The organism is Aeromonas sp. Y318-1, from assembly GCF_027706125.1.
Taxonomy (GTDB): domain Bacteria; phylum Pseudomonadota; class Gammaproteobacteria; order Enterobacterales; family Aeromonadaceae; genus Aeromonas; species Aeromonas hydrophila.
The window spans coordinates 250,432-274,361 of sequence record NZ_JAPDCM010000004.1; the positions used below are offsets into that span (position 1 = coordinate 250,432).

Annotated in this window: 25 protein-coding genes; 13 read left to right on the forward strand and 12 right to left on the reverse strand. The window is 63.6% G+C overall.

Going from position 1 to position 23,930, the window contains the following annotated elements:
* Positions 1-66 precede the first annotated feature (66 nt).
* Both OKB87_RS08120 and OKB87_RS08125 read right to left on the reverse strand, forming a co-directional pair.
* Positions 67-525 (reverse strand): GNAT family N-acetyltransferase, encoded by a 459-nt coding sequence (locus OKB87_RS08120; RefSeq protein WP_270827091.1) that lies wholly within the window; start codon positions 523-525, stop codon positions 67-69.
* A gap of 195 nt (positions 526-720) precedes the next feature.
* Complete coding sequence (locus OKB87_RS08125; protein WP_270827092.1) at positions 721-1,371, reverse strand: tellurite resistance TerB family protein; 651 nt, start codon at positions 1,369-1,371, stop codon at positions 721-723.
* 141 nt (positions 1,372-1,512) lie between these two features.
* Here OKB87_RS08125 and OKB87_RS08130 point away from each other — a divergent pair, with 141 nt between their 5' ends.
* From OKB87_RS08130 to OKB87_RS08150, 5 genes are all read left to right on the forward strand, one after another.
* Complete coding sequence (locus OKB87_RS08130) at positions 1,513-1,824, forward strand: hypothetical protein (RefSeq protein ID WP_270827093.1); 312 nt, start codon at positions 1,513-1,515, stop codon at positions 1,822-1,824.
* A 20-nt stretch (positions 1,825-1,844) separates the two neighbouring features.
* Entirely contained in the window at positions 1,845-2,315 is a 471-nt protein-coding gene (locus OKB87_RS08135) for an acyl-CoA thioesterase (RefSeq protein WP_270827094.1), read from the forward strand.
* Positions 2,316-2,396: 81 nt separating this feature from the next.
* Positions 2,397-2,552, forward strand: coding sequence for a pleiotropic regulatory protein RsmS (rsmS, locus tag OKB87_RS08140; RefSeq protein ID WP_005299504.1), 156 nt, complete (start codon positions 2,397-2,399; stop codon positions 2,550-2,552).
* Between the two features lie 39 nt (positions 2,553-2,591).
* On the forward strand, positions 2,592-3,059 hold the full coding sequence (locus OKB87_RS08145) for a GyrI-like domain-containing protein (RefSeq protein ID WP_270827095.1): 468 nt from the start codon (positions 2,592-2,594) through the stop codon (positions 3,057-3,059).
* 111 nt (positions 3,060-3,170) lie between these two features.
* Positions 3,171-4,370, forward strand: coding sequence for an MFS transporter (locus OKB87_RS08150; RefSeq protein ID WP_270827096.1), 1,200 nt, complete (start codon positions 3,171-3,173; stop codon positions 4,368-4,370).
* 22 nt (positions 4,371-4,392) lie between these two features.
* Here the strand turns inward: OKB87_RS08150 and OKB87_RS08155 are convergent, their stop codons facing one another.
* Positions 4,393-5,241 (reverse strand): LysR family transcriptional regulator, encoded by an 849-nt coding sequence (locus OKB87_RS08155; RefSeq protein WP_043166442.1) that lies wholly within the window; start codon positions 5,239-5,241, stop codon positions 4,393-4,395.
* A gap of 105 nt (positions 5,242-5,346) precedes the next feature.
* Between OKB87_RS08155 and OKB87_RS08160 the strand changes: the two genes are divergently transcribed.
* Positions 5,347-5,850 (forward strand): nucleoside deaminase, encoded by a 504-nt coding sequence (locus OKB87_RS08160; RefSeq protein ID WP_024943740.1) that lies wholly within the window; start codon positions 5,347-5,349, stop codon positions 5,848-5,850.
* Complete coding sequence (locus OKB87_RS08165) at positions 5,843-7,078, forward strand: cyanate transporter (RefSeq protein WP_270827097.1); 1,236 nt, start codon at positions 5,843-5,845, stop codon at positions 7,076-7,078. The genes OKB87_RS08160 and OKB87_RS08165 overlap by 8 nt, the downstream gene beginning before the upstream one ends.
* A 73-nt stretch (positions 7,079-7,151) precedes the next feature.
* On the opposite strand, the gene rluF is transcribed toward OKB87_RS08165, so the two are convergent.
* The gene (gene rluF, locus OKB87_RS08170; protein ID WP_270827098.1) at positions 7,152-8,186 is read right to left on the reverse strand and encodes a 23S rRNA pseudouridine(2604) synthase RluF; all 1,035 of its coding nucleotides are present in this window, start codon (positions 8,184-8,186) and stop codon (positions 7,152-7,154) included.
* A 619-nt stretch (positions 8,187-8,805) separates the two neighbouring features.
* Between rluF and gdhA the strand changes: the two genes are divergently transcribed.
* A complete protein-coding gene (gene gdhA, locus OKB87_RS08175; RefSeq protein ID WP_270827099.1) occupies positions 8,806-10,152 on the forward strand; it encodes an NADP-specific glutamate dehydrogenase in 1,347 nt (448 codons plus the stop codon).
* Positions 10,153-10,350: 198 nt separating this feature from the next.
* Positions 10,351-11,934: an alpha/beta hydrolase gene (locus OKB87_RS08180; protein ID WP_270827100.1), complete on the forward strand. Its 1,584-nt coding sequence runs from the start codon at positions 10,351-10,353 to the stop codon at positions 11,932-11,934.
* Positions 11,935-12,057: 123 nt separating this feature from the next.
* Here OKB87_RS08180 and OKB87_RS08185 read toward each other — a convergent pair whose 3' ends face one another.
* Together OKB87_RS08185 and OKB87_RS08190 are read right to left on the reverse strand one after the other, a co-directional pair.
* Complete coding sequence (locus OKB87_RS08185) at positions 12,058-12,426, reverse strand: VOC family protein (protein ID WP_269383705.1); 369 nt, start codon at positions 12,424-12,426, stop codon at positions 12,058-12,060.
* A gap of 153 nt (positions 12,427-12,579) precedes the next feature.
* Complete coding sequence (locus OKB87_RS08190) at positions 12,580-13,047, reverse strand: hypothetical protein (protein ID WP_270827101.1); 468 nt, start codon at positions 13,045-13,047, stop codon at positions 12,580-12,582.
* A gap of 256 nt (positions 13,048-13,303) precedes the next feature.
* On the opposite strand from OKB87_RS08190, the gene OKB87_RS08195 reads away from it, so the two are divergent.
* Positions 13,304-13,981 carry an HNH endonuclease gene (locus OKB87_RS08195; protein WP_270827102.1) on the forward strand — a complete coding sequence of 226 codons (678 nt, stop codon included), beginning with the start codon at positions 13,304-13,306 and terminating at the stop codon, positions 13,979-13,981.
* Between the two features lie 54 nt (positions 13,982-14,035).
* On the opposite strand, the gene OKB87_RS08200 is transcribed toward OKB87_RS08195, so the two are convergent.
* From OKB87_RS08200 to OKB87_RS08215, 4 genes are all read right to left on the reverse strand, one after another.
* Positions 14,036-14,623: a histidine phosphatase family protein gene (locus OKB87_RS08200; protein WP_270827103.1), complete on the reverse strand. Its 588-nt coding sequence runs from the start codon at positions 14,621-14,623 to the stop codon at positions 14,036-14,038.
* 144 nt (positions 14,624-14,767) lie between these two features.
* On the reverse strand, positions 14,768-15,421 hold the full coding sequence (locus tag OKB87_RS08205; RefSeq protein WP_005299461.1) for a helix-turn-helix transcriptional regulator: 654 nt from the start codon (positions 15,419-15,421) through the stop codon (positions 14,768-14,770).
* A gap of 58 nt (positions 15,422-15,479) precedes the next feature.
* Complete coding sequence (locus OKB87_RS08210) at positions 15,480-16,769, reverse strand: L-cysteine desulfidase family protein (RefSeq protein ID WP_043166427.1); 1,290 nt, start codon at positions 16,767-16,769, stop codon at positions 15,480-15,482.
* A 22-nt stretch (positions 16,770-16,791) separates the two neighbouring features.
* The gene (locus OKB87_RS08215; protein ID WP_011705513.1) at positions 16,792-17,175 is read right to left on the reverse strand and encodes a Rid family detoxifying hydrolase; all 384 of its coding nucleotides are present in this window, start codon (positions 17,173-17,175) and stop codon (positions 16,792-16,794) included.
* A 248-nt stretch (positions 17,176-17,423) separates the two neighbouring features.
* Here OKB87_RS08215 and OKB87_RS08220 point away from each other — a divergent pair, with 248 nt between their 5' ends.
* The 3 genes from OKB87_RS08220 (at position 17,424) to OKB87_RS08230 (ending at position 21,491) form a co-directional block, all read left to right on the forward strand.
* Positions 17,424-18,719 (forward strand): amino acid permease, encoded by a 1,296-nt coding sequence (locus tag OKB87_RS08220; protein WP_041218311.1) that lies wholly within the window; start codon positions 17,424-17,426, stop codon positions 18,717-18,719.
* Between the two features lie 188 nt (positions 18,720-18,907).
* Positions 18,908-20,914 (forward strand): methyl-accepting chemotaxis protein, encoded by a 2,007-nt coding sequence (locus OKB87_RS08225; RefSeq protein ID WP_270827106.1) that lies wholly within the window; start codon positions 18,908-18,910, stop codon positions 20,912-20,914.
* Positions 20,915-21,200: 286 nt separating this feature from the next.
* The gene (locus OKB87_RS08230) at positions 21,201-21,491 is read left to right on the forward strand and encodes a hypothetical protein (RefSeq protein WP_270827107.1); all 291 of its coding nucleotides are present in this window, start codon (positions 21,201-21,203) and stop codon (positions 21,489-21,491) included.
* A 55-nt stretch (positions 21,492-21,546) separates the two neighbouring features.
* Here the strand turns inward: OKB87_RS08230 and OKB87_RS08235 are convergent, their stop codons facing one another.
* Together OKB87_RS08235 and speA are read right to left on the reverse strand one after the other, a co-directional pair.
* Positions 21,547-21,735 (reverse strand): hypothetical protein, encoded by a 189-nt coding sequence (locus OKB87_RS08235; RefSeq protein ID WP_043166418.1) that lies wholly within the window; start codon positions 21,733-21,735, stop codon positions 21,547-21,549.
* Between the two features lie 275 nt (positions 21,736-22,010).
* Positions 22,011-23,912: a biosynthetic arginine decarboxylase gene (gene speA, locus OKB87_RS08240; RefSeq protein WP_029301340.1), complete on the reverse strand. Its 1,902-nt coding sequence runs from the start codon at positions 23,910-23,912 to the stop codon at positions 22,011-22,013.
* Positions 23,913-23,930 lie beyond the last annotated feature (18 nt).

Sequence of the window (23,930 nt, forward strand, 5' to 3'; positions counted from 1 at the left end):
ATAATTCGGTGACAAGAGCAAACAACAGAGGCCCATAACGGGCCTCTGTTTGGGAGATAACCTGGCTTATCTGGCCATGGTCTGTGACAACATCTTGAACCCCAACGCCTCGTAGAGTGCCTTGGCCCGTTCGTTGAACGACATCACCTCCAGCCGGATCTGGTGGGCACCGTGCGCCTTGCCCCATTCGTCACAATGGGCGATCAGCGCCTTGCCGATGCCTTGGGAGCGGCGCCCCTCATCGACCACCACGGTGCCGATGCGGCAGATGGGCTCTTTGCAGAGAAACGGGATGGTCTCGTTGATGTCGATGCGGGCGGTCAAAAAGCCCACCACGGCCCCCTCCTGCTCGGAAACACAAAACAGCCGTCCTTCGGCGGCGATGGCCGCCAGCAAGAAAGTCCGCTCCTCGGGGGACGGAGGACAAAAGACCTGCGGGGCCTGCTCGAAGTGGATCTCTCCTATCTGCCGGTTTAGCTCGAGGATGGCGTCGATGTCCTGCTCTTGTGCCTTGCGTATTTCCAATCAATGCTCCTTGCCTCTGTGTCCTGGCGATGATCGATGATGTGCCCTGGCGATGAGACGGTCTCATCTGCTCCCTTTTGGCCGAAGAGCCATCATAGTGGCTGCCCGCGCCAATAAGAAGTGCCGTGACCAGTGACCAGACACAACAAGGCCCCGTGACGGGGCCTCATCGACAATCCTTGTCCCTGACGGGGTTCAGACCGGCTGCACCAGCTGGGCCACCTGCCGCTCTATGCTGCCTTTGAGGTTGTCATCGAGCTTGAGGGCGCGCGCCAGCTCGTCCAGATAACCGCGCTCCATAAAGTGATCCACCTCGATGGCGAGCAGGGAGGCGAGGTAGACCTCGGTCGCCAGCTCCATGTCGGTCACCTCCCGCGCCAGGGCATGGGGGTCGAGCGGGCGGGCCAGTTCGGCATCGATCCAGCGGGCCGCATCGCTCTGGCCCTGTTCGGTCAGGTACTGCTGGATCTTCTGGCGCTCGTCGCCGTCGATATGACCGTCGGCCCGAGCAGCCGCCACCATGGCGCGCACCAGCAGGGCGGCTCTGGCATCCAGCGCATTGCCCTGCAGGGTATCGAGGGGCTGGGTCGGCTGGGCCGGGCTTGACTGCTGGGCCTGCCAATCCTGATAGAGCTTGTAGGCCAGCCCGCCGAGCGCCGCCGCGCCGCCCACCGCCGCCACCTTGCCGCCATATTTGCGCATCTTCTTGTTGCCAAGCAGCAGGGCCATGGCGCCGGCCGCCAGGCCCCCTTGCGCCATCCCCTTCATCTGCGCCTTGCGGCTGTCGCCGCCTTCGTTGAGCCAGCCTTTGCCAGCGCCCAACAACTGATCAAGCATCTGTTTCATCATGACTCCTCGCTATTGACTCCCCATGCTTGCGCCGAGCCGATGAACCAAGAGTGAATGAGAGCCCATTATCTCAGCAGAGCCTGTGCATCCCGTCGCCATTCGCAGTATACCTGAAACAGGTCAACAAGGAGCAACCGGATGCGCACCCTCACCCCATGGATCCCCCTCGGCCTGGCCCTGCTGTTCGGTCCCGCCCATGCCGCCAGCGAGCTCGATCGCCCGGCCCAGCAAGCCAAGCTGGATGCCGCCTGCCAGCAGGCCCAGCAGCAGCTGGTCGAGCAGGGCAAGCAACAGCGGATCGACGCCTGCATCAAGGCGGGCGGCAAGGCCGCCAAATGCCAGCAGGAGTTCGCCAGTTTTGGTCAGCGCGAGGGCAACAAGCGACCCGATCTCAACAACCTGGCCCCCTGCCAGCAGGCTGACGCCTATCGCAAGAGCTACCGGCAATGACCCTCAATCAAGGAGCACCCATGACCCCACCCCGCGAGCTGACCCTGCAGTTTCTGGCCGAGCCCGCCGACGTCAACTTCGGCGGCAAGGTACACGGCGGCATGGTGATGAAGTGGATCGATCAGGCGGGTTACGCCTGCGCCGCCGGCTGGTGCGGCGGCTACGCGGTGACCGTCTACGTGGGGGGGATCCGTTTTCTGCGCCCCATCCAGATAGGCCAGCTGGTGGAGGTGCACGCCCAGGTGATCCACACCGGCACCACCAGCATGCACCTGGCGGTGGATGTCTACAGCCGCCATCCGGCCAGCCGGGAGCGCCACAAGACCACCCACTGCATCATCATCTTCGTGGCCATGGACGAGAGCGGCAAACCGACTCCGGTGCCCCAGTGGCAACCGCAAAACGAGAGCGATCGGCAGTTGCAGCAGTACGCCCTCAAATTGATGGCCCTGCGTGAGCAGATCGAGCTGGAGATGCGCCAGCACCTCTAGCCGGGTCGCCCGCAACACCAGACAGGTCCCCATCCGGCAGCGGCCCTGTATAATGGCGTTTTCCCCGCTATGGAGTCTGTCATGTCATTGGAAACTGCCCCGCCCGAGGTCCAGCTCGCGGTGGATCTCATCGAACTGCTGGAGACCAACCGGATTGAGCCGGCCCTCGCCCTGGCGGCGCTGGCCATCGTCTCCGCGGACTATCAGCGCAAGCTCAACGAAGGCAAAGAGTGCTGAGCGCGCAGCGCTGCTACCCCATCCTGCACAGGAGGTGTCATGACAGATCCCATCCGTATTGAAACCGGCCGCCCCATGCTGCTTGGCGGCCTGCGTCGTCACCATGCCTTCGCCCACGCCGACTTCGGCGGCCAATGGCGCGATTTCAGCGCCCTCGGCCCGCTGCCGGGCCAGCTGGGCGAGCATGCCTATGGCGTCATCTGCGGCGTGACCGCCACCGAGTGCGAATACATGTGTGCGGTGGAGGTCGCCGCGCTGGAGGTGCTGCCCAAGACGCTGGGGCGGATGCGCATCGAGCCCCAGACCTATGCCGTTTTCCTGCATCAGGGGCATGTCTCGACCATGCCGCACACCTGGCAGCAGGCGCTGGACTGGCTGGCGCAGTCCGCTTACCAGTCGGCCCACAAGCCCGATTTCGAGCGCTATGGCGCCGCCTTTGACCCGGACACCGGCAGCGGCGAGGTCGAACTCTGGCTCGCCGTGCTGCCGCGCCAGGCCATCGCCTGAGCATCCCGCGCTCTCTGCCCTGATAAACCGGCACGGTTTAACCCAGACGAGGGGCTGACTCGGCGCTCGGGCAGTGCAAGGATATGGCTCCCTTACTGCCCGAGAGTTGTTATGGATAACCAGGAATGTCTCGACCAGGCCGGTCTCTGGAGCCGCTCCGCCCGCATCATGACGCTGGCCTGCCTCATCGTCTTCATGGCCCAGATGGCCACCACCGTTTACCTCCCCTCCCTGCCCGTTGTGATGACGGATCTCGCCATGACCCGGCAAGGGGCCGAGCTCTCCATCTCGCTGTTCGTCATCGGCGCCGCCCTGCCGGTGCTGTTCTGGGGCGCCGCCGCCGATCGCTACGGTCGCCGGCTGCCCCTCGCCCTGTCACTCTTGCTGTTTGTCGGCCTCAGCCTGCTGCTGGCCACCACCAGCCAGGGGCCGCTGCTCTTGATCCTGCGTACCCTGCAAGGGGTGGCGGCCGGCGGGGCGGCCATCATCGCCCGCATCCTGGTGCGGGATCACTGGCACGGCGATGAGCTGGCGCGCCGCCTCTCGGTGCTCTCCATCGCCTTCATTACCGCCCTCGGCGGTGGTCAGTGGATAGGCGGCCTCATCAGCCGTTATGCCCATTGGCAGCTGGGATTCGTGCTGATGGCCGGGGTTGGTGTGCTGGCGCTGCTCTTGATGAGCAGCCTGCCGCTGCAGGGGCCCAATCCGGCGGCGACGGGCGGCGGCATGTGGGCCCGTTACGCCAGCCTGCTGCGCCGCCCCGGCTTTTTCTGGCCGGCCTGCGCCGGTGGCATCGGCTTTGCCATCACGGTGACCCTGCAGGAGGTGAGCCCCTTCGTGCTGCAGCAGGGGTTTGCCCTCGAGGTCACTACCTTCGGCAGCCTGGGATTGCTGATCGGTATCGCCTACTTCGCCGGCGCCATGACGGTCAACCGGCGGGTCGCCCGGGTGGGAGGCCGCCAGCTGATGCGCCAGGGGGCCGCACTCATACTGCTGGCGGCTAGTGGCATGCTGCTGCTCTGGGCACTGGGCGCCCTGCAGGGCAGCGGTGGATTGGTGGCCATGATGACCTGCTACTGCCTCATCATCTTCGGGCAGGCGGTGCTCTTTCCCAACAGCATGGCGCTGGCAGTGAGCGATGGCCGCGAGCACGGCGCCTACGCCATGGCCCTATGCGGCTTCCTGCAGCAGGGGGTGGCCGGGGTGGCTGCCGCCGGCGCGACCCTGGTGAGCCATCACGGTGCCTGGGCCCCGCTCGTCTTCACCCTGGCGCTCATCACCCTGCTCATCGTGCGCACCAGGGTGCGCTAAGCAGGCCCCTGCCTGCGTCCCCTCACCGCTCAGCGGGCCCCATCACCCGATCGCACAGGCTGATAAGGGCCTCGCAGAGGCGCGTGAGCGGCTCGCCGCGCTCCGCCCCCAGATGCAGCGCCAGCTCCACCGGCGCCACCGCCGGCCAGTGGGTCAGCTCCTGCTGATCCGGCTGCAGCAAGCGCCGGGGCAGCAGGCTGACCCCGATCCCGGCGCTCACCGCCCCCTGCAGGCTGGCCAGGCTGGCGCTGACGTAGGCGATGCGCCAGCGCCGCCCCATCCCGTCGAGTGCCTCGGTCACCTGCCGCCGATAGAGCCCTTCGCTCGGGAACACCACCAGCGGCAAGGGATCCCGCTCGCTGGCGGGCCAGGCACGGCTGTCGACCCAGGCCAGCGGCTCGCGCCAGCAGGCGCGCGGCGCCCCCTGTCCCCGCGCCTGTTTGACCAGCGCCAGATCCAGCTCGCCGGCCTCGAAGCGCTGCCAGATCTCGTGACTGAGGCCGCTGTGCACCTCCAGCCGCACCTGCGGGTAATCGCGGGCAAAGGCTGCCAGCACCGGGGCGATGGCGCCGGCGGCAAAATCCTCCGGTACCCCCAGGCTCAGTTGCAGGCTGGCCTCGGCCACCTGCTCCTCGGCCCGGGCCAGCAGGGCCAGGATGCTGCGGGCCAGCCCCAGCAGCTTCTCCCCCTCTGCCGTGGTCACCACCTGGCGACCGGAGCGGTCCAGCAGCGGGCAGCCGAGCTGCTGTTCGAGGCGCCGCATCTGCTGGCTGATGGTGGACTGGGTGAGGTGTACCCGTTCACCGGCGCGGGTAAAACTGCCGCTGTCGACGATGGCGACAAAGCTGCGCAGCAAGAGGGGATCCAGCATGGCGACTCCATTTACAAAACCACTGGATGCCATTCTATCATTTAATTTCCCCATGACTGATTCCCCCGCTAGGCTGGTCTCCTCCCCTTGCCTCGAGGATCCGTCATGCCCCACTCCCTTGCCGAACCCGCCGGCTCACGCCTGATCGCGTCGCTGACCGCCAACCCCAGCCATCAGGAGTGGCTGGAGCAGGCGCTGCAACTGGCCCTTCATAACCGCCAGCAAGGAGGCCGCCCCTTTGCCGCCCTGCTGGTGCGAGACAACCAGCTGGTGACCAGCGCCGTCAACGGCATGCACCAGGATGGCGACCCCACCCGCCACGCCGAGCTGGAAGCCCTGCGCCAGGCCAGCCAGGTCGGGCCTCTGGCGGGCGCCATCGTCTACGCCAGCGGTCACCCCTGCCCCATGTGCCTGAGCGCCCTGGTGATGAACGGCATTGCCGCCGTCTATTATGCCTTCGATAACGAGGATGCGGCCCCGTTCGGCTTTGACAGCACGGCCGCCTACCACAAGCTGGGCCTGCCCCTCGCGCCAGCCCCCCTGCCGCTTATCAAGCTGCCGAGCCCGCTGGCCGCCGCCGAGCTCTACGGTGCACCAGACCATGGTTGAGGCCCGCGTCGATGCGCGCCAGCAGCAGGCCCTGCTGGTGCTGGTGATCCTGATTGGGCTCAACCTGCGGCCGTTTCTCACCGCCATCGGCCCCTTGAGCCGCGACATTGCCGAAGCGCTCGGGCTTGGCATGGACACCCTGGCCTGGCTGACCCTGCTGCCGCTCTGGCTCATCGGCGGCGGCGTGCTGCTCACCCCGGCCCTGCGCAGTCGCACCGGGCCGCGTCAGCTGCTGGGTGCGGCCCTGCTGCTGCTGGGACTGGGCAGCGCCATGCGCTTCGAAGCAGGCAGCGGCGCCCTGCTCATCGCCAGTGCCGCCCTCTGCGGACTGGGTTCAGCCCTGGTGCAGGGGGTACTGCCCGGCCTCATCAAGCAGGCGTTTGCGCAGAAGGTGCCGCTGGTGATGGGTATCTTCTCGGCCTGCATGATGGGGGGCGGGGCGCTGGGTGCCAGCCTCACCCCGCAGCTCGCCGCCCGGCTCGACTGGTCCCAGGCGCTGGCGCTGTGGAGCCTGCCGGTGCTGCTGGCCATGGGCTGGCTCGGCTGGCGGGTACGGCTGCCCGCAGCGCCGGTGGCTGTGTCCGGCGGCGGCGAGCAGCGCCTCATCAGCCTGCCCCGCAGCTGGCTGCTGATAAGCTGCTTTGGCATCATCAACAGCGGTTACGGCATCGTCGTGGCCTGGCTGGCGCCAGCCTACATGGCGCAGGGCTGGAGCCCCCAGCAGGGGGGCGAACTGGTGGCCTGGCTGGCGCTGGCCCAGACCGTGAGCGGCCTCGGCCTGCCGCTGCTGGCCGCCCGTCGGCTCGACCGCCGACCCTGGATGGGATTGGCCATCGCCATGCAACTGGCCGGCTTTGGCGGCCTCTGGCTGGCGCCGACTGCCGCCCCCATCCTCTGGTGCATGCTGTGCGGCGCCGGGCTTGGCGGCAGCTTCTCCCTCATCATGGTCATCGCGCTCGATCACCTGCCGGATCCGCGCCGCGCCGGCACCCTCAGCGCCCTGATGCAGGGATTCGGCTTCATGCTGGCGGCCACCGGCCCCTGGGTAGCGGCCCGCCTGCATCACCTGAGCGGTGACTTCGCCGCCTCCTGGCAGTGGCAGCTGGCCGGCCTGATGCTGATGAGCCTGCTGGTCTTGCGCCTCGACCCGCGTTACTACCCGAGGGCGATGCGACAATCCAGCAACGAAACTACTGCCCCGCTGACGCGGAACACCCCTTCCGCCTAGCTCAGTCGCCAAAACAAAAACACCGGCCTGTGGCCGGTGTTTTTTACTGTCAACGCGGGGAGTGAGAGGGGGCTTAGCGCCCCTTCTTCTGCCGCCCACCCTGACCGGCGCGCGGTTTGCCGGCGGCCGGTTTGGCCCCCTTGCTCGGGGCACCTTTGCCTGCGCTACCTTTGGCCGAGCCGCCTTTGCCGGCAGCACCCTTGCCGGCCGGGCTCTTGCTTTCAAATGCCGACGGCCCCGGCACGTTGGGACGCCCGCCAATCTCGTGGTCATCATCCCGGCGCGGTTTTTTGCCCGGTGCCGACTTGCCAGCTTGCGCGGTGGACGCCTTGGGTTTACCGCCCTGCCCGGCGGCAGCTTGCCCGCCTTTGGCCGGTTTCACCTCGGAGGAGGAGTCTTCAATCAGCTTGAACAGTTCGATCAGCTCGTCGTCGGTGAGATCCCGCCACTCGCCCACCGGCAGCCCCTTGAGGCTGACGTTCATGATGCGGATGCGCTCGAGCTTGGTCACCTCGAAGCCGAAGTGCTCGCACATGCGGCGGATCTGGCGGTTCAGCCCCTGCACCAGCGTGATGCGAAACACGAACGGCGCCTCTTTCTTCACCTTGCACTTCTTGGTGACGGCACCCAGGATCGGCACCCCGGCGCCCATGCCCCGGATAAACTCGTCGGTGACCGGCTTGTCCACGGTCACCAGATACTCTTTCTCGTGATCGTTGCCCGCCCGCAGGATCTTGTTGACCAGATCGCCGTGGTTGGTCAGGAAGATGAGTCCCTGGGAGTCCTTGTCGAGCCGGCCGATGGGGAAGATACGGGTACTGTGGTTGACGAAGTCGACGATGTTGTCCTTCTCGCCCGCCTCGGTGGTGGAGACGATGCCCACCGGCTTGTTCAGGACGATGAAGACCAGGCTGTCCGCCTCGCGCGGCTCGATCACCTGGCCGTTGACCTTGACCAGATCCCCGGCAAACACCTGATCCCCCACCCCGGCCCGCTTGCCGTTGATGAAGACGTTGCCCTGCTCGATAAAGCGGTCGGCCTCGCGGCGCGAGCAGATGCCGCTCTCGCTGATGTATTTGTTCAGGCGCATGGATTCATCAGCCAGCATGGGTCACCTGCCACTGGCCTGCGGCCTGGATCCGGGTCATCAGGGCGGCACGCTGCCGGTTCACTAACTCAAAATTGTGCATATCATTCCATCTTCAAAAAAGGCCGCTACCGACCTGTCCGGCAAAAAGCGCCGACACATTAACATATTGCCCCCTGACACACGCCGGATAGTTGCACTCGGCCCATACCCTTCTCGCAAAATGCGCCCCCTGTCACGCGGCCAGCCCCCAGAATTGCATGACCATTCGATTGCCGCCAGCACCGCCGAAGTCAGCCTGGCACTGGCCACTTCCGCCGTTGTGCGGGGTTCTCTCGCTACGCTATAAAGATGCATGAAATATGCAAGAAACGATAACCCAAGCCAAATGACAGCAACATTTTCTTGCTATTTATTAATCAAAAATGCATAAAAAGATTTTGATTCGCGCGAATTATCTGCCCCTTCCGGCGCTCTTTTCTGCTGTTTTCGGCGATTCGCACAACAATTTTCGCCCAATTGCGAAAAACACCAAATATTCACCTGCATCCAGGCCTGACAAAAACCATAAATTTGGCTGCAGGGTGTGCACTTTTCTCTGGCAAGAGGCCACTTTTACCCTTCACTACAGGAGTTACAGATGAGTCATTCCCTCTCCCAGGCGGATTTTCTGGCCCAGGTCGCCAGCCGCAACCCCCATCAACCGGAGTTCATTCAGGCCGTGAGCGAGGTGATCGCCTCCATCTGGCCTTATGTGACGCGCCACCCCCGCTACCTGCAGCACGGCCTGCTGGAGCGGCTGGTGGAGCCGGAGCGGCTGATCCAGTTTCGGGTGAGCTGGGTGGATGATCGAGGCCAGGTGCAGGTGAACCGGGGCTACCGGGTACAGCACAGCTCCGCCATCGGTCCCTTCAAGGGGGGGATGCGCTTTCACCCCTCGGTGGATACCTCGGTGCTCAAGTTCCTCGCCTTCGAGCAGACCTTCAAGAATGCCCTCACCACCTTGCCCATGGGCGGCGGCAAGGGGGGCAGCGATTTTGATCCCAAGGGCAAGAGCGAGGGTGAGGTGATGCGCTTTTGCCAGGCGCTGATGCTGGAGCTGCATCGCCACCTCGGCGCCGACACCGACGTACCGGCCGGCGACATCGGGGTGGGCGGGCGCGAGGTGAGCTACATGGCGGGCATGATGAAGAAGCTCACCAACAGCGCCGAGTGCGTCTTTACCGGCAAGGGGCTCTCCTTTGGCGGCAGCCTGATCCGCCCGGAAGCCACCGGTTACGGCCTGCTCTATTTCGTCGAGGCCATGCTGGCCAACCGGGGACAATCCCTGGATGGCATGACGGTCTCTGTGTCGGGCTCAGGCAACGTGGCCCAGTACGCCATCGAGAAGGCGATGGCCCTCGGCGCCCGGGTCATCACCGCCTCCGACTCTGGCGGCACCGTCTACGATCCGGCGGGCTTTACCCCCGAGAAGCTGGCGCGGCTGATGGTGCTCAAAAACGAGCAGCGCAAACGCATCGCCGATTACGCCCACGAAGAGGGGCTGGAGTTTTTCAACGGCCGCACCCCCTGGCATCTGCCGACGGACGTCGCCCTGCCCTGCGCCACCCAGAACGAGCTGGATGAGTCGGACGCCGTCACCTTGATTGCCAATGGTGTGCAACTGGTGGCCGAGGGGGCCAACATGCCGAGCAGCGCCGCCGCCATCCGCCGCCTGCACGAGGCCAAGGTGCTGTTTGCCCCGGGCAAGGCCGCCAACGCCGGCGGGGTCGCCACCTCGGGCCTCGAGATGAGCCAGAATGCCCAGCGCCTCTGCTGGAGCCGGGAGGAGGTGGATGCCCGCCTCAAGGGGATCATGACCAGCATCCACGCCACCTGCGTGCACTATGGCCAGGATGAGACGGGTCACGTGAACTACGAAAGCGGCGCCAACATCGCCGGCTTCGTCAAGGTGGCCGACGCCATGTTGGCCCAGGGGGTCTGCTGACGCCGTCAGCGACCGCACGGACGGATCCACGTACCACAGAGGGCAGCCCAGGAGCTGCCCTCTGTTTGATTGGATGAACTGCTCACTGTCTGTACTTATCACCTTGTTTCCATTAGGCTTTAAGCCAGCTTTCGACCCTTAGTACAGCCGCCGTGGACGCGGGGTCGCCCCTCTTTTATCAGTGCCAAGGACTCTCCCATGCTGGCTCGCACCCGCCGCCTCGTTCGCCGCCTTCTTCTCAGCCTGCTGGGCTTGCTGTTGCTCGGCTGGGCCCTGGTAGCCTACTTCGCCTGGCAGGCAGCGCCGCTGCAGCCCTGGCACACCCTGGTGCCACCCGAGCTCAGCGCCGAGCAGCTCGATAACAGCGACTGGCAGGCCTATCTGGCCCACGAGCAGCAGCTGTTCGAGCTGGTGACCAAGGAGGTGATCGCCAGAACGCCGCCGGAGCAGCAGCTCGACAGCAATCGCTACTATCAGGATGCCCCCATCAATCCGGCTCATTTTGCAACCGACTGGAACCGCTCCTATCTGCTGCGGCCAAGCGGCGAGGTAAAAGGGGTGGCGGTGTTCCTGCACGGTTTGACCGACTCCCCCTACAGCCTGCGCCACCTGGCCCAGCGCTACCGCGAGCAGGGCTTCATCGCCCTGGGGCTGCGCATTCCGGGCCACGGCACCGTGCCGGCCGGGCTGATCGACATCGACTGGGAGACCTGGCTGGCCGCCACCCGGCTGGCGGTGCGCGAGGCCAGGGTACTGGCGCCAAGCCCGCTGCCGCTGCATCTGGTGGGGTTTTCCAACGGCGGCGCGCTGGCGGTAAAATATGCGCTCGATGCGGAAGGTGACAAGACAGGGGCACTGGCAAGGCCCGATCGGCTGGTGCTTATCTCCCCCATGATAGGGGTCACCCGCTTTGCCCGCTTCGCCGGCCTCAAGGCGGTGCCCGCCCTGCTGCCCGCCTTTGCCAGCGCCGCCTGGCTCGACACCATGCCGGAGTTCAACCCCTTCAAGTACAACTCGTTTCCGGTCAACGGCGCGCGCCAGTCTTACCGGCTGACCCACGCCATCCAGCAGCAGGTGCGTGAGCAGGCCGCCAGCGGCGAGTTGGCGGCCTTCCCGCCCACCCTCACCTTCCAGTCGGTGATGGACTACACCGTCAGTACCCGCTCCATCATCGCCGATCTCTATCACTTTCTGCCTGCCAACGGCAGCGAGCTGGTGCTGTTCGACATCAACCGTGGCACCCTGTTCGGCCCGCTGCTGAGCAGCGCCTCCGAGCTGGCGCTGAGCCACCTGCTGCCGCGCCCGCCGCTCTCCTACCGGCTGACGGTGGTGGGCAACCAGGCGCCCGCCAGCACCCGCACCCAGGCCAGCAGTTTGCCGGCCGGTGGCGGACCTGAGCAGATCCAGCCCCTCGACATCGACTACCCCAGGGAGATCTACTCCCTCTCCCACGTGGCCCTGCCCTTTCCGATGGATGACCCCCTCTACGGCATGGCGCCAAGGCCCGAGCAGCGCGAGCAATACGGCATCAATCTGGGAGGGTTGGCCCTGCGCGGTGAGCGCGGGGTGCTGATCGTCAACCCCGGCGCCCTCACCCGTACCTCCTCCAACCCCTTCTTCCCCTATCTGCAGCAGAAGGTGATAGAGACGCTGACCGCGCCAGCCCAACCGCCGGCGGGCAAGCAGCCAACCCCGGTCTGGGACAGCGAAGACGAAGCCGCCTATCAGGCGGAGCGGGAACAGTTTCTACAGGATGTGCAGGAGAGCGAAGCTCCCTTCTAGAGCCCTTGCCAGGACCCGTTGCGCCTGTGCGTCAGGATGGGGCCAGCACGGGGCCTCTCACCACTTGCCCCAATCGCCCCGGCAGGGCGGTATCCACCGGCCGTCACCCAATGCCAAGCGCCATCAGGGATAGCGGCTGATCTCAATCAGGTTCTGATCCGGATCCAAGCAGTAGACCGACTCGATGGGGCCGCAGGCCCCGCTCTTGGTTACCGGCCCCTCTACTATCTCCACCCCGTGGCAATGGAGCTGGGCGATGACCTGTTCCAGCGGCCAGCGGGTGATGAGGCAGAGATCCCCCGAGCCCACCTGCGCCCGGTTGCGCGGCTCCTGCCCCAGCAGTTGCAGATTGATCTTCTGGTTGCCAAAGCGCAGGGCCCGGCGCCCTGCCCCGAAGGTGATGGCTTCCATGTTGAGCACTGAGCTGTAAAACCCGACGGCTCGCTCGATATCATTGACCGTCAATACCAGATGGTCGATATGGCTGATCATGTCCCCTCCTGGCTGATGTGTGTCGATAACGCTGGCCCGGCAGACGGGTCTGTGGGCACCCTCATCATACCCAAGTGCCCACCTGGCAACTGTGCCGAATGGCGCAAAGATGGCCGAGTAAAGCCGCTAGCTGAGTGAAGGCGGCGGTGGCTTTCACTGTTGGGTGCGACACGCCTGATCACGCTGGGCCAGCAGGGTTTCATCATCACTGTCCATCGCAGCCAGAATGGCCTGATTGCAGGCGCGTTCGGCCTGCCGGGCAGCATCCGGTTTACTCTCGCGAATGTCGGCGATCATGGGGCGGTAGTTAACTGAAGCTGCGCAATACATGGCGCGATACTGAGGCTGCTGCGAGTGGCTGTCGTCCTGGCGCGACAACTGATCACACAGCTTGCTAAATAGCGCTGCCGCCTTGACGGTGCATTGGCTGAAGCGCCGTGCATCCTGCTCGTAGCTGCGGCAGACGCTTTTCGGCTGCAGCTGCCAAAACTGGAAGGCAAAGGGGATTTGTTCCCCCTCATACTCCACCACCAGCGACTTGAGCTCAGTGCCATAAATATCCGATACCTGCTGCTGTACCAGATTGAGATAAGCCGAGAAAAGATAAGAAACCGGATCCATCACCACCTCCTTGTGGTTGACCTGGGTGAATTGACGTTTGTAACTCCCCTACTCTAAGTCCTCAACGAAAGGACCCACTCTAGCCTACTGCTTACTATCAGCTAATTGCTTGATGATGCACACATTATTGTGCCAACACAGCTGAAATAAGGTGTCGATTGGATTAAGATGCGCGCCATATCAGGTAACTCGGATGGGGCCATCCCGATCAAATCGGGGCTTGAGGCGACCGAGAAACAGGGCTGAGGAGCCAGTTTTGCGCGGGACATGGACAGAAGAGGAACTAAGGGCAACGGTCAGCGCCTATCTGGCGATGCGCACCATGGAGCAAAATGGCGTCCCCTTCGTCAAAAAGCGCTATTACACCGAACTCGCTAACCAGTTTGGCCGCACCGAGAAGGCATTCGAGTATCGAATGCAGAACATCTCCTATATCTGCGCCCTGCTAGGACGGACCTGGGTATCTGGTCTCAAGCCGGCTAAAAACGTGGGCCCCCACAATGCCCCCATCATAGAGCGCCTGCTCTGTGAACTCGATGGCCAACCCTATACCGGCAAGGCTGCCTTTGAGCATCAAGTGAGCCGCTACAAGATCAAGCCAGTACTCCCCACGCCCATCGGCATCCAAGAACCACAGCAGCGTTATGGAGCCAACCCTAGCTATGGGCGGGATCCAAAGGTGAAGGCTTGGGTATTGATGACGGCGGCGGGCCACTGCGAAAGCTGCGCCCAACCGGCCCCTTTTCATGCCACCACAGGGGACGCCTTCTTAGAGGTGCATCATCTGCGCACACTCGCCGAAGGGGGTTCGGATACCATTAGCAACACGGTGGCGCTCTGCCCTAATTGCCACCGTGAGCTGCACTATGGCGTCAACCAGGCACAAAAGCGTGAGGCCCTTTACCAGGCGCTGCCCAGGCTGGTGCGAGAATAACGCGCCTGCTTCGCTCATAAAAAAACGGCTCGCCGATGGCGAGCTGTTTTGGGGTCAGCAGGGGATCCGCTCGATGCGGCCACCGCTCAGTTTGAAGAAGGCATCCTGCGGCAGCTCCTGCAGCCAGGTGGTGGTGTAGTCCAGTTCCGCATAGGCGCCGCGCAGCATGGCCCCAAACAACCCGTGGGAGACCACGATGGCGCGCTCGGCGATACGCTCATCCTGCAGCCAGCTCAGCGCCCGGCCTTGAATGCTCTGAGAACTCTCCCCCTCGGGGGCCTGCAGATACCAGTCTGGCTGCTCCAGATCGAGCTCAGGGTGGGCCGCCAGCAGCTCGGGCACCCGGCGACTCTCCCACTCTCCCATCCCCAACTCCACCAGCCGCTCGTCCCAGACGATATGCGCTTGGTCCAGGCCAAGTTGCTGGCACACCCGCTCCGCGGTCTGGCGCGCCCGACCAAGGGGGCTGGCGTAAAGGGTCCAGTCGGCGGGCTCGACCAGCAGCTTGGCCAGACGAGCTCCCATGGCGAGGGCCTGGGCTTCCCCCTTGGCGGTCAGTTCGGAGTTGCAGCGCCCCTGCAGCCGCAGTTCGGCGTTGTAACGGGTCTGGCCGTGGCGCAGCAGATAGAGGGTACGGGACATGGTTTCTCCAGCAGGTTCAATGAGATAACAAAAACAGAAGAGGCATGATAACAGATGCACAGAGGCAGCCAAGGCGCGGGCGGGGGGCGTAAAAAAACAAAACGGGTCAATGCTGACCCGTTAATGCTGGCTGGCGCCGCGCGCTCAGCCCTTCTTGATCTCCCGCAGATAGCGGTAGATGGAGTGAACCGAGATGCCGAGCTGGCGGGCCGCTATCTGGGCGCTGTCTTTGAGCTCGAAGATGCCGAGCTCGTGCAGCTGGTTGACCATGACCCGGGTCTTCTGGGACGGGGGCACCGCCTCGTTGCCGCGCACCTCGGCACTGACGGTGTCGATGGTGCTGTTGAGGGCCTCGTCGATGTTGCGGGCAAACACCTCCGGGGTGGCATGACCATCGTGGCCGTGCAGGCACTCCGGCATCATGGTGCGCAGCACGGATTGCAGCGGGGCATCCATGTCGGTGTTGATGCAGAGCAGACCGATGGCCTGCCCCTCGCCATTGCGAATGACGGTGGTGAGCGAGCGCAGGGTCTTGCCGGTGGCGCACTTGGTCATGTAGGGGCTGGAGATATCCTGCCCGCTCTTGAGTTTCATCATCGCCAGGTTGGTGATGGGGGCACCGACGCTGCGCCCCGTGATATGGCCGTTGGCAATCTTGATGATCGACGGATTGCGCGCATCCAGGCTGTGCAACAGCACCTCGGTGTGCTGACCATACATGGCGGCGATGCCGTCCACGATGATCTCCATCGCCTTGAGGATCTCGAAATCGGTCTGACTCAGCTCTTGCAGCTTCACATTGAAACCTTATAAAAGGGCCGCCGACCCGGGCAAGGGCGGCAGCCGACAGGGACACTCAGGCGGACATGATATCAATAATGGTGCTGTCTGTGGCAGACATGCCGTCTTTGACCATCTGGCCCACGTTGCGAATGGTCTGCTCCACGTTGCCCGCCACGATCCCCTGCCCCGATACCGCATGGCTGTTGAGCGCCATCAGGAAGCCGCGCACCGCCGCCCCGGAGGAGGTGCTCACCTTCATGGCGCAGGAGGCCTTGGCGCCATCGCACACCATGCCGGCGCTGTCGCTCAATACGTTCTGGATGGCGTGGCAGGATTGCTCGAAACTGCCGCCCGCCAGATAGACCATGGCCATGGCCGCCGCCGCGCTGGTGACAGTGTTGCCGCAAAAGGCCGACAACGGCGGATAGTGGGACTTGATGTAGATGGCCCCCAGGTGGCTCATGATGAGGGCGCGGGCCAGCTGCTCTTCGCTGGCGCCGAAGCGCTCGGCGATGACCACCACCGGGATGGTGGCGGCGATGCCCTGGTTGCCGCTGCCAAAGTTGCTCATGGCTGGCAGGCTGGCGCCCCCCATGCGGGCATCGGAGGCCGCCGCGGTGCGCATCACGATGCGGTTCATCACGTCCTCGCCGATGAGGCCGGCCTGGATGTTCTGCTGCATGGTGCGGCCGATCTCGAGGCCGTAGGGGTTGTTCATCCCCTCGTCGGAGAGTTTGCCGTTGAGCTCGGAGGCCTGCAGGATAAAGCGGATCTGCTCGAACTCCACCTGGGTGGCGAACTCATGAATGGCGGCGATGCTGATGTCGACCCCGTCGCAGATGGCACCGGTGGCGCCGCCCTGGCCCTGCTCGGCCGTGAAGGTCACTTCATCATTGCGGCGCTGCTCGACGATGCGGGTATGGCCGCCACACAGGGTCACCTCGGCGCTGTGCTCGGTGCCCTCTGCATCAAGGCCCAACAAGCGGACCCGGCAATAGATGAACTCGGGGGCCGAGGTGCGGCTCACCTGTACCTGGCCTGCATCGATCAGCTCCTGCGCCTCTGCGACCTGGGCCGGCGTGATGGCGGCCAGCACCTCCAGCCCGGCCTCGGCGTTACCACCGATGGCGCCGGCGGCAGCGGCAATGGCCAGCCCGATCTTGCCGGTGCCCGGCACATAGACCCCCATGGAGTTCTTGTAGAGGTTGTCCGACACCACCACCTCCAGCCGGACGGGCTTGCAGCCCAGTTGCCGAGCGGCGACGGCGGCGGCATAAGCGGCGGCGATGGGCTCGGTACAACCCAGCGCCGGTTTGACAACCTGTTGAATAATCTGCAGATACTGCTGCCACGCTTGCTTCATCAGAACACCCTTTCTATCAACATTAACCAGCGATGTGAGCGATCGCTTCCACTTCCACCCTGACACCCATCGGCAGATCCTTCACCGCAAAGCAGCTGCGGGCCGGGCAATCTTTCAGGAAATAGCGTTTATAAACCTCGTTGAACGCGGCAAAGTCACTGATCTCGGCGAGATAGCAGGTAGTCTTGAGCACGGTATCCAGGTTGCCGCCGGCGGCCTCCAAGACATGCTTGAGGTTCTCCAGCGCCTGACGGCTCTGGGCTTCGATGCCCCCTTCCACCACGCCGCCCTGCTGCTTGCACACCGGCAGCTGGCCGGAGGTAAAGATGAGGTCGCCATAGGCAGTGCCATGGCTGTAGGGACCGATGGCATCGGGTGCGGCTTCTGCCACGATGATCTTTTTCATATTGCCACTCCTTAAAATGCAATTATTTTTGCAATCAATAGTCTCGTCTTGTTCAACATTATTTGCTTATTAGGCATTCCATTCAACTAAAACCTGCAAAAACAGCGATAAATTCGGTAGCAGGCGCAAATTGAAAGCGTGATCTGTCTCCCTCTTTAGGTAGAAGAGCGATAAAAAGCATTGTTTTGCCGCTTTTCATTCAACTATATTTGCGCCTGATTTTTACCCCTACAAAAACAAGGTATTTTATGGACGCGCACAGTACGACACTCACCCGGCCCGTGATGGGCACGCTGGAATGGAAAGAAGCGGTTCGTTTTGACAGCACCGACTGGGGCTGGGTCATCATGAGCATCGGCATGGCCATCGGGGCGGGGATCGTCTTTTTGCCGGTGCAGGTGGGACTGATGGGGCTGTGGGTGTTTCTGCTGTCGGCGGTGATCGGCTACCCGGCCATGTACATGTTCCAGCGCCTCTTCATCAATACCCTGGCCACCTCGCCCGAGTGCAAGGACTACCCCAGCGTCATCAGCGGCTACCTCGGCAAAAACTGGGGCGTGCTGCTTGGCGCCCTCTACTTCGTGATGCTGGTGATCTGGGTATTCGTCTACTCCACCGCCATCACCAATGACAGCGCCTCCTTCCTGCAAAGCTTCGGGGTCACCCAGCAACTGCTCTCCGAGAATCCCTTCTACGGGCTGGTACTGATCTGCGCCCTGGTGGCGCTGGCCTCGCGCGGCGAAAACCTGCTGTTCAAGATCTCCACCTTCATGGTGCTGACCAAGATCAGCGTGGTGGCCGTGCTCGGCCTGATGATGGTGGGCAAGTGGGATGCCGCCAACATCACCGCCATGCCGGCCAGCGGTGACTGGCTGAAGGATGCCATCGTCATGCTCCCCTTCACCCTCACCTCCATTCTCTTCATCCAGAGTCTGAGCCCCATGGTGATCTCCTACCGCTCGCGGGAAAAATCCCTGGAAGTGGCCCGCTTCAAGGCGATGCGCGCCATGAACATCGCCTTTGGCATCCTGTTCGTGGTGGTCTTTTTCTACGCCGTCTCCTTCACCCTGGCCATGGGCCACGAGCAGGCGGTCAAGGCCTCCGAGGAGAACATCTCGGCGCTGGCCATGGTGGCCCAGGGCATGCCGGGCCAGACCCTCAAGCTGCTCAGCCTCACCCTCAACATCTTCGCGGTGATGACCGCCTACTTCGGCGTCTACCTGGGCTTTCGTGAAGCCTGCCAGGGACTGGCGATGAACCTGCTGCGCCGGGTGATGCCGGAAGATCGCATCAACAAGGGGCTGGTGGGCAAGGGCATCATGCTGTTCACCGTGCTGCTCTCCTGGGGGGCCATCGTGCTCAACGCCCCGGTGCTGAGCTTCACCTCCATCTGCAGCCCCATCTTCGGCATGGTGGGGTGCCTTATCCCGGCCTATCTGGTCTATCAGGTACCGGCGCTGCACAAGTACAAGGGGGTCTCCCTCTACATCATCATTGTCACCGGCCTGCTGCTCTGCGTCTCGCCCTTCCTGGCGTTCAACTGAGCCGCGACCTTCTCCCATCGGCAACGGGCTACCCTCAGGGTGGCCCGTTTTTCTGACCCATTCAGCCCCCTCGCCACGGGAAAAAGCCAAGGGGATCACAACTTCCACCCCGCCCTCAGCCGAGCCACCCGGCGAGGAGTAATATCCTGCCATCCCGCTACACGCCCCGTCGGGGCCCGAGGCTTCATATGAAATGGATATTCACGCCCGCCATCCGGCTCGGCAATCAGCTCTCCTTCAAATACAAGTTTTTGCTCTGGTCCTGCCTGATGCTGCTGCCGCTCGCCTACAGCATGACCAACCTGCTGGGTCGGCTGCAGGATGACAACGCCCAGGCCCGCAAGGAGCTGGCCGGCGTGGTCAAGCTGGCGCCGCTGCCCGCCATCGAGCAGGCCCTGCTGACCCATCGCAACCTGGTCACCCGGCACGGCTATGAGCAAAACCCGGTCGGCGAAGAGGAGGTCAAGGCCGCGGCCCGGGCCGTCGATGCAAGCCTGGCCGCCTTCGCCGCCACCAAACAGCAAAACCCCGTGTTCGATACCCTCGCCCAGGAGTGGTCCAGCCTGCAAAGCGAGGCGCTCGGGCTCGAGGTGGATCAGAGCAACCTGCGCCACGACAAGCTGCTGACCGAGGTGCGCCACCTCTACAAGAGCATCACCGCCGCCAGCAGCCTGGTGCAGGATCCCGCGCTCGGCACCTACTACATGGTGGTGCTCGCCAGCGAGCGGCTACCCCAGCTGCGCGATCTGCTGGCCCAGGTGCGGGATCGGGCCGCCACCATCGCCGACTTCGGCCTGTTTCAGGCCCAAGGGTATAGCGCCCTGCGCTTTCGCCTCGACCTCATCAACGCCACCCTGCAGGAGCTGGAGGCCGACCTGACCCTGCTCTATGAAATGGCGCCCGCCTATCGCAGCGAGCTCGGCCAGCAGACCGACGCCCTGCTGCAGCAGGCCCATCAGGGGGTCGATACCCTGGAAAACAAGATGATGAAGGATCAGCAGGTGCAGCTCTCCAGCAAGGAGGTGCTGGCGCTGGGGGATGGGCTGGATGCCGCCATCACGGCGCTGGCCGGTCAGGTGCGCCAGCGGCTGGAGGCGGATCTGCACCAGCGCATGACCGCCAACCAGCGTCACTTCTGGTGGGTGACCGGGCCGCTGACCGCCATCCTGCTGGTCTATCTCTACCTGATGATCGGCGCCTACCTCTCCTTGCGCGGCACCGTGGGCCGGGTGCGGGAGATCGCCGCCAGGGTCAACGCCCAGGATCTCAGCCAGCAGATCGAGATCGTCGGCCAGGATGAGCTGGCCGCCATCAGCCGGGATTACAACGTGACTCTGCAGACCCTGCGCACCCTGATGCTGCGGGTGCGGGAGAACGGCGTCAGCGTGGTGGAGAGCGCCACCGAAATCGAAGCGCGGACCTGCCGCTCCCAGGAGGTGATCGCCGATCAGCAAGGGGAGACCCATCAGGTGGCCACCGCCATCAAGGAGCTGGCCGCCACCTCCCACGACATGGCAGGCAACGCCCAGCAGGCCGCCCGCATGACCCAGGAAGCGCAGGCTGTGGTGGGTCAGGGCGAGGCGGTGGTCGAGCGTACCATCAAGGCCATCGACCACATCAACCGCGAGGTGCTGCGCACCGCCGAGACCATCGGCCAGCTGGAGCAGCAGTGCAGCCAGATTGGTGGCGTCATCGGGGTGATCCGCGGCATCGCCGAGCAGACCAACCTGCTGGCGCTCAACGCCGCCATCGAGGCGGCCCGCGCCGGCGAGCAGGGGCGCGGCTTCGCGGTAGTGGCCGACGAGGTGCGCTCTCTGGCCAACCGCACCCAGGGGGCCACGGTCGAGATCCAGCAGATGATCGAGCAGTTGCAAACCGGCGCCCGCGCCTCGGTCAGCGCCATGTCGGCGGCCAGCCGCGAGGCGCAGGAGGGGGTCGGTCTGGCCCAGGAGGCCCAGCAGGCCTTTGGCGCCATCACCGAGCGGGTGGGCTTCATGGTCGACACCAACTCGGTGATCGCCAGCGCCATCGAGCAGCAGGGGGCCGTGGTCAACGAGATAGAGCGCAACGTGGTGCGCATCTCCGATGGCAGCGACGAGGCGCTGCAGGTGGCCAACGCCGCCCGCGACGCCGCCCGCCAGATCCACCAGCTCACCGAGCAGCTGCGTGCCATGGTGCAAAGCTTCGTGCTCTGAGCCAGCGCCCGTCACCCACGCCATCGCCAGCCCCCTGCCGGGGCTGGTTTTTTTTGCCAATTCAGACGATCGGGCAGCGTTGTTTTTCTTGGCGAAAAAAGTATCGACTACCCATTGTGCGATGAGGATAAAGCGGGGTAATCTTCAGCCACAACAAGATTCGAACGTTACCTTTATTGCCTGCAACAGGCCCGGGGATCAGTTCGACGCCCGAGAAACAGTGCGACGAAAGTTCGGCGAGAGGAAGCTCGCATCACGACACAACCGTTCAGGCGAGGTATCGCAAATGGCGAAGTACCAGTTTTTCTCTATCCCGGCCTCCAACCGGCAGCAGTACACCTTTATCGACATGGCCTCCCCCACCTTCCTGCCCGAGAAAGAGGCGCTGCTGGCGCAGGGGTTCGAGGTGGAAGAGGATTTCATCGACGCGGCCACCCCGCGCGAGGCGATGGAGAAGTATCGCTCCAACTTCCTCTACGTGGCCGATGAGATAGGCAAGTCGGACGCCGGTTACGCCGCGGCCATCGCCCTGCAAGAGCTCGGCAAGGGACTGCTGGGGCAGAAGCGGGGCAATTGAGCTGATAAATGAAGCGCGGCCATCGGCAAGCTGCCGATGGCCGCAGCAATATGGTTCAACCGCAGGCGAGCTGGCGGAGCATCTCGATAAGCTCCTCTTCGCTGCTGGGCTCATAAGCGAGCTGCAGGCTCGGTGCGGCGCCCCCCATCAACATGTAGACGTGGGTGCTGCAGTGATCGTAGTGATACCACTTACCGTCGATACAGACGTCGGTGTAGCATCTCGGGTCCCTTTCAAGTTCCATACGCACATCCTTTTGTTACATCCCTTCAACATCACTCTGACCGTAAGATAACCGGGCCGCGGCAAACTTGATGCAGATCAAGGGAAGCGACGGCCGCCCCGGATATCTGCCGGATCTGCGGCCCATGGGACCAAAACCGTCATCCGCCCCAGCCAAAGACTCACCCCACCAGCGCCTGCTGCGGCGGATCGTGCGCAACAAAAACGGCGCCCGCAGGCGCCGTTTTTTATCTCCGCGCCACGTGGTCTCGCGGTGCGGGTGAACAAGCCTTGGGCTTATTCGTCTTCCAGGTAGGCGTAGCCTTGCAGACCCAGCTCCAGCTCGTCGAGCAGGGCCTTGCGGGTCGCGTCGTCCAGCGCCGGGTGGGAGACGATGCGCTGGTAGTTCTCGCGGATGACGGACGGGTCGATGTTGACGTAACGCAGCAGCTGGTCGACGGTGTCGCCGCGCACCACGTTGCGAATGTCCATCTTGCCTTCGTCATCGAGCCACACTTCCGCGCAGTGGGTGTCACCGAACAGGTTGTGCAGATCCCCCAGGATCTCCTGATAGGCACCCACCAGGAAGAAGCCGACGTGGCACTCTTCGTGCTCGCCGTAGACCGGCATCGGCAGAGTGCTCTCGACCCCCAGACCGTCGACGTAGTGCTCGACCTGACCGTCGGAGTCACAGGTGATGTCCATCAGGATGCCACGGCGCGTGAGCGGACGCTCGAGGCCGGCCAGCGGCATCACCGGGAACACCTGACCGATACCCCAGGCATCCGGCAGGGACTGGAACAGGGAGAAGTTGGCAAAGCACTTATCAGCCAGTTTCTCGGAGAGCTCGTCAGCCAGCGCACGGTGGTTGCGGTTGACCGGGTTGAGCAGCTCTTTGAGCGCCAGACAGGTGTTCTGGTGCAGCATCTCGGCCCAGGCGCGTTGCTCCAGATTGAGCAGGCCCATGGTGTACTGGGTGTTGACGTCACCGAGGTCAGCCACCGAGTCGTGGAAGATCTCCAGCAGGGAGGGATCTTCGCTGCGCAGGTCCAGCCAGCCTTTCCACATGTTCTGCAGAATGGTGGGCGCATCCTCGTCCGGAGCGCTGATGTCGTTCATCTCCACCCCTTCGGCACCAATGATGTTGGTAACCAGCACGGCGTGGTGAGCGGTCAGGGCACGGCCGGACTCGCTGATGATGGTCGGATGTGGCAAATCGAACTCGCGGCAGACATCGCCGATGCCCCACACCACGTTGTTGGCGTACTCGGAGAGGCTGTAGTTGGCGGAGCAGTGGCTCTGGGAACGGGTTCCCTCGTAGTCCACCCCCAGGCCGCCACCGACGTCAACCACTTCGATGTTGGCACCGAGGCGACGCAGTTCGGCGTAGAAACGGCCGCACTCGCGGATGCCGCCCTGAATATCGCGGATGTTGGCGATCTGGGAACCCAGGTGGAAGTGCAGCAGTTGCAGGCAGTCCAGCTTGCCCAGCCCGCGCAGACGCTCGATCAGCGCCAGGATCTGGGAGGCGGACAGACCGAATTTGGACATGGAGCCACCGCTCGATTCCCACATGCCGGAGCCAGTGGAAGCGAGCTTGGCACGCACCCCGATGTTGGGCTTGATGTTGAGACGAGCTGACTCGTCCAGCACCATTTCCAGCTCGGAGGGCTTCTCCACCACGATGTAGACCTTGTGGCCCATCAGGTTGCCCAGCAGGGCGTGGCGGATATATTCGCGGTCTTTGTAACCGTTGCAGACGATCACCGAGCCTTGCTCATGGTGATGGGACAGCACGGCCAGCAGTTCCGGTTTGGAACCAGCTTCCAGGCCAAGCCGGGGCTTGTCGCTGTAGGACTGGCTGATGGTCTCGATGACGCGACGCTGCTGGTTTACCTTGATCGGGTAAACGCACAGGTAGTCCCCTTCATAGCCTGACTTCTCGATGGCCTGACCGAAGGCGTTGAACAGCGCATCGACCCGACTCTTGAGGATGTCGGGGAAACGCAGCAGTACCGGAGTGGTCAGCCCGGATTGACGCAACTGTTCGATGGCGTCGGAGAGCACGATCTGTGCATCAGGGCGTGATTTGTCGGGAGCGACGGTCACATGACCGGCGTCATTGATGTTGAAAAAACCCGCACCCCAGTAGGGAACGTTGTAGACCTTCAAGGAGTCCTTGCTGGACCAGTTAGTCATGGGCTATGCCTCGCAAAT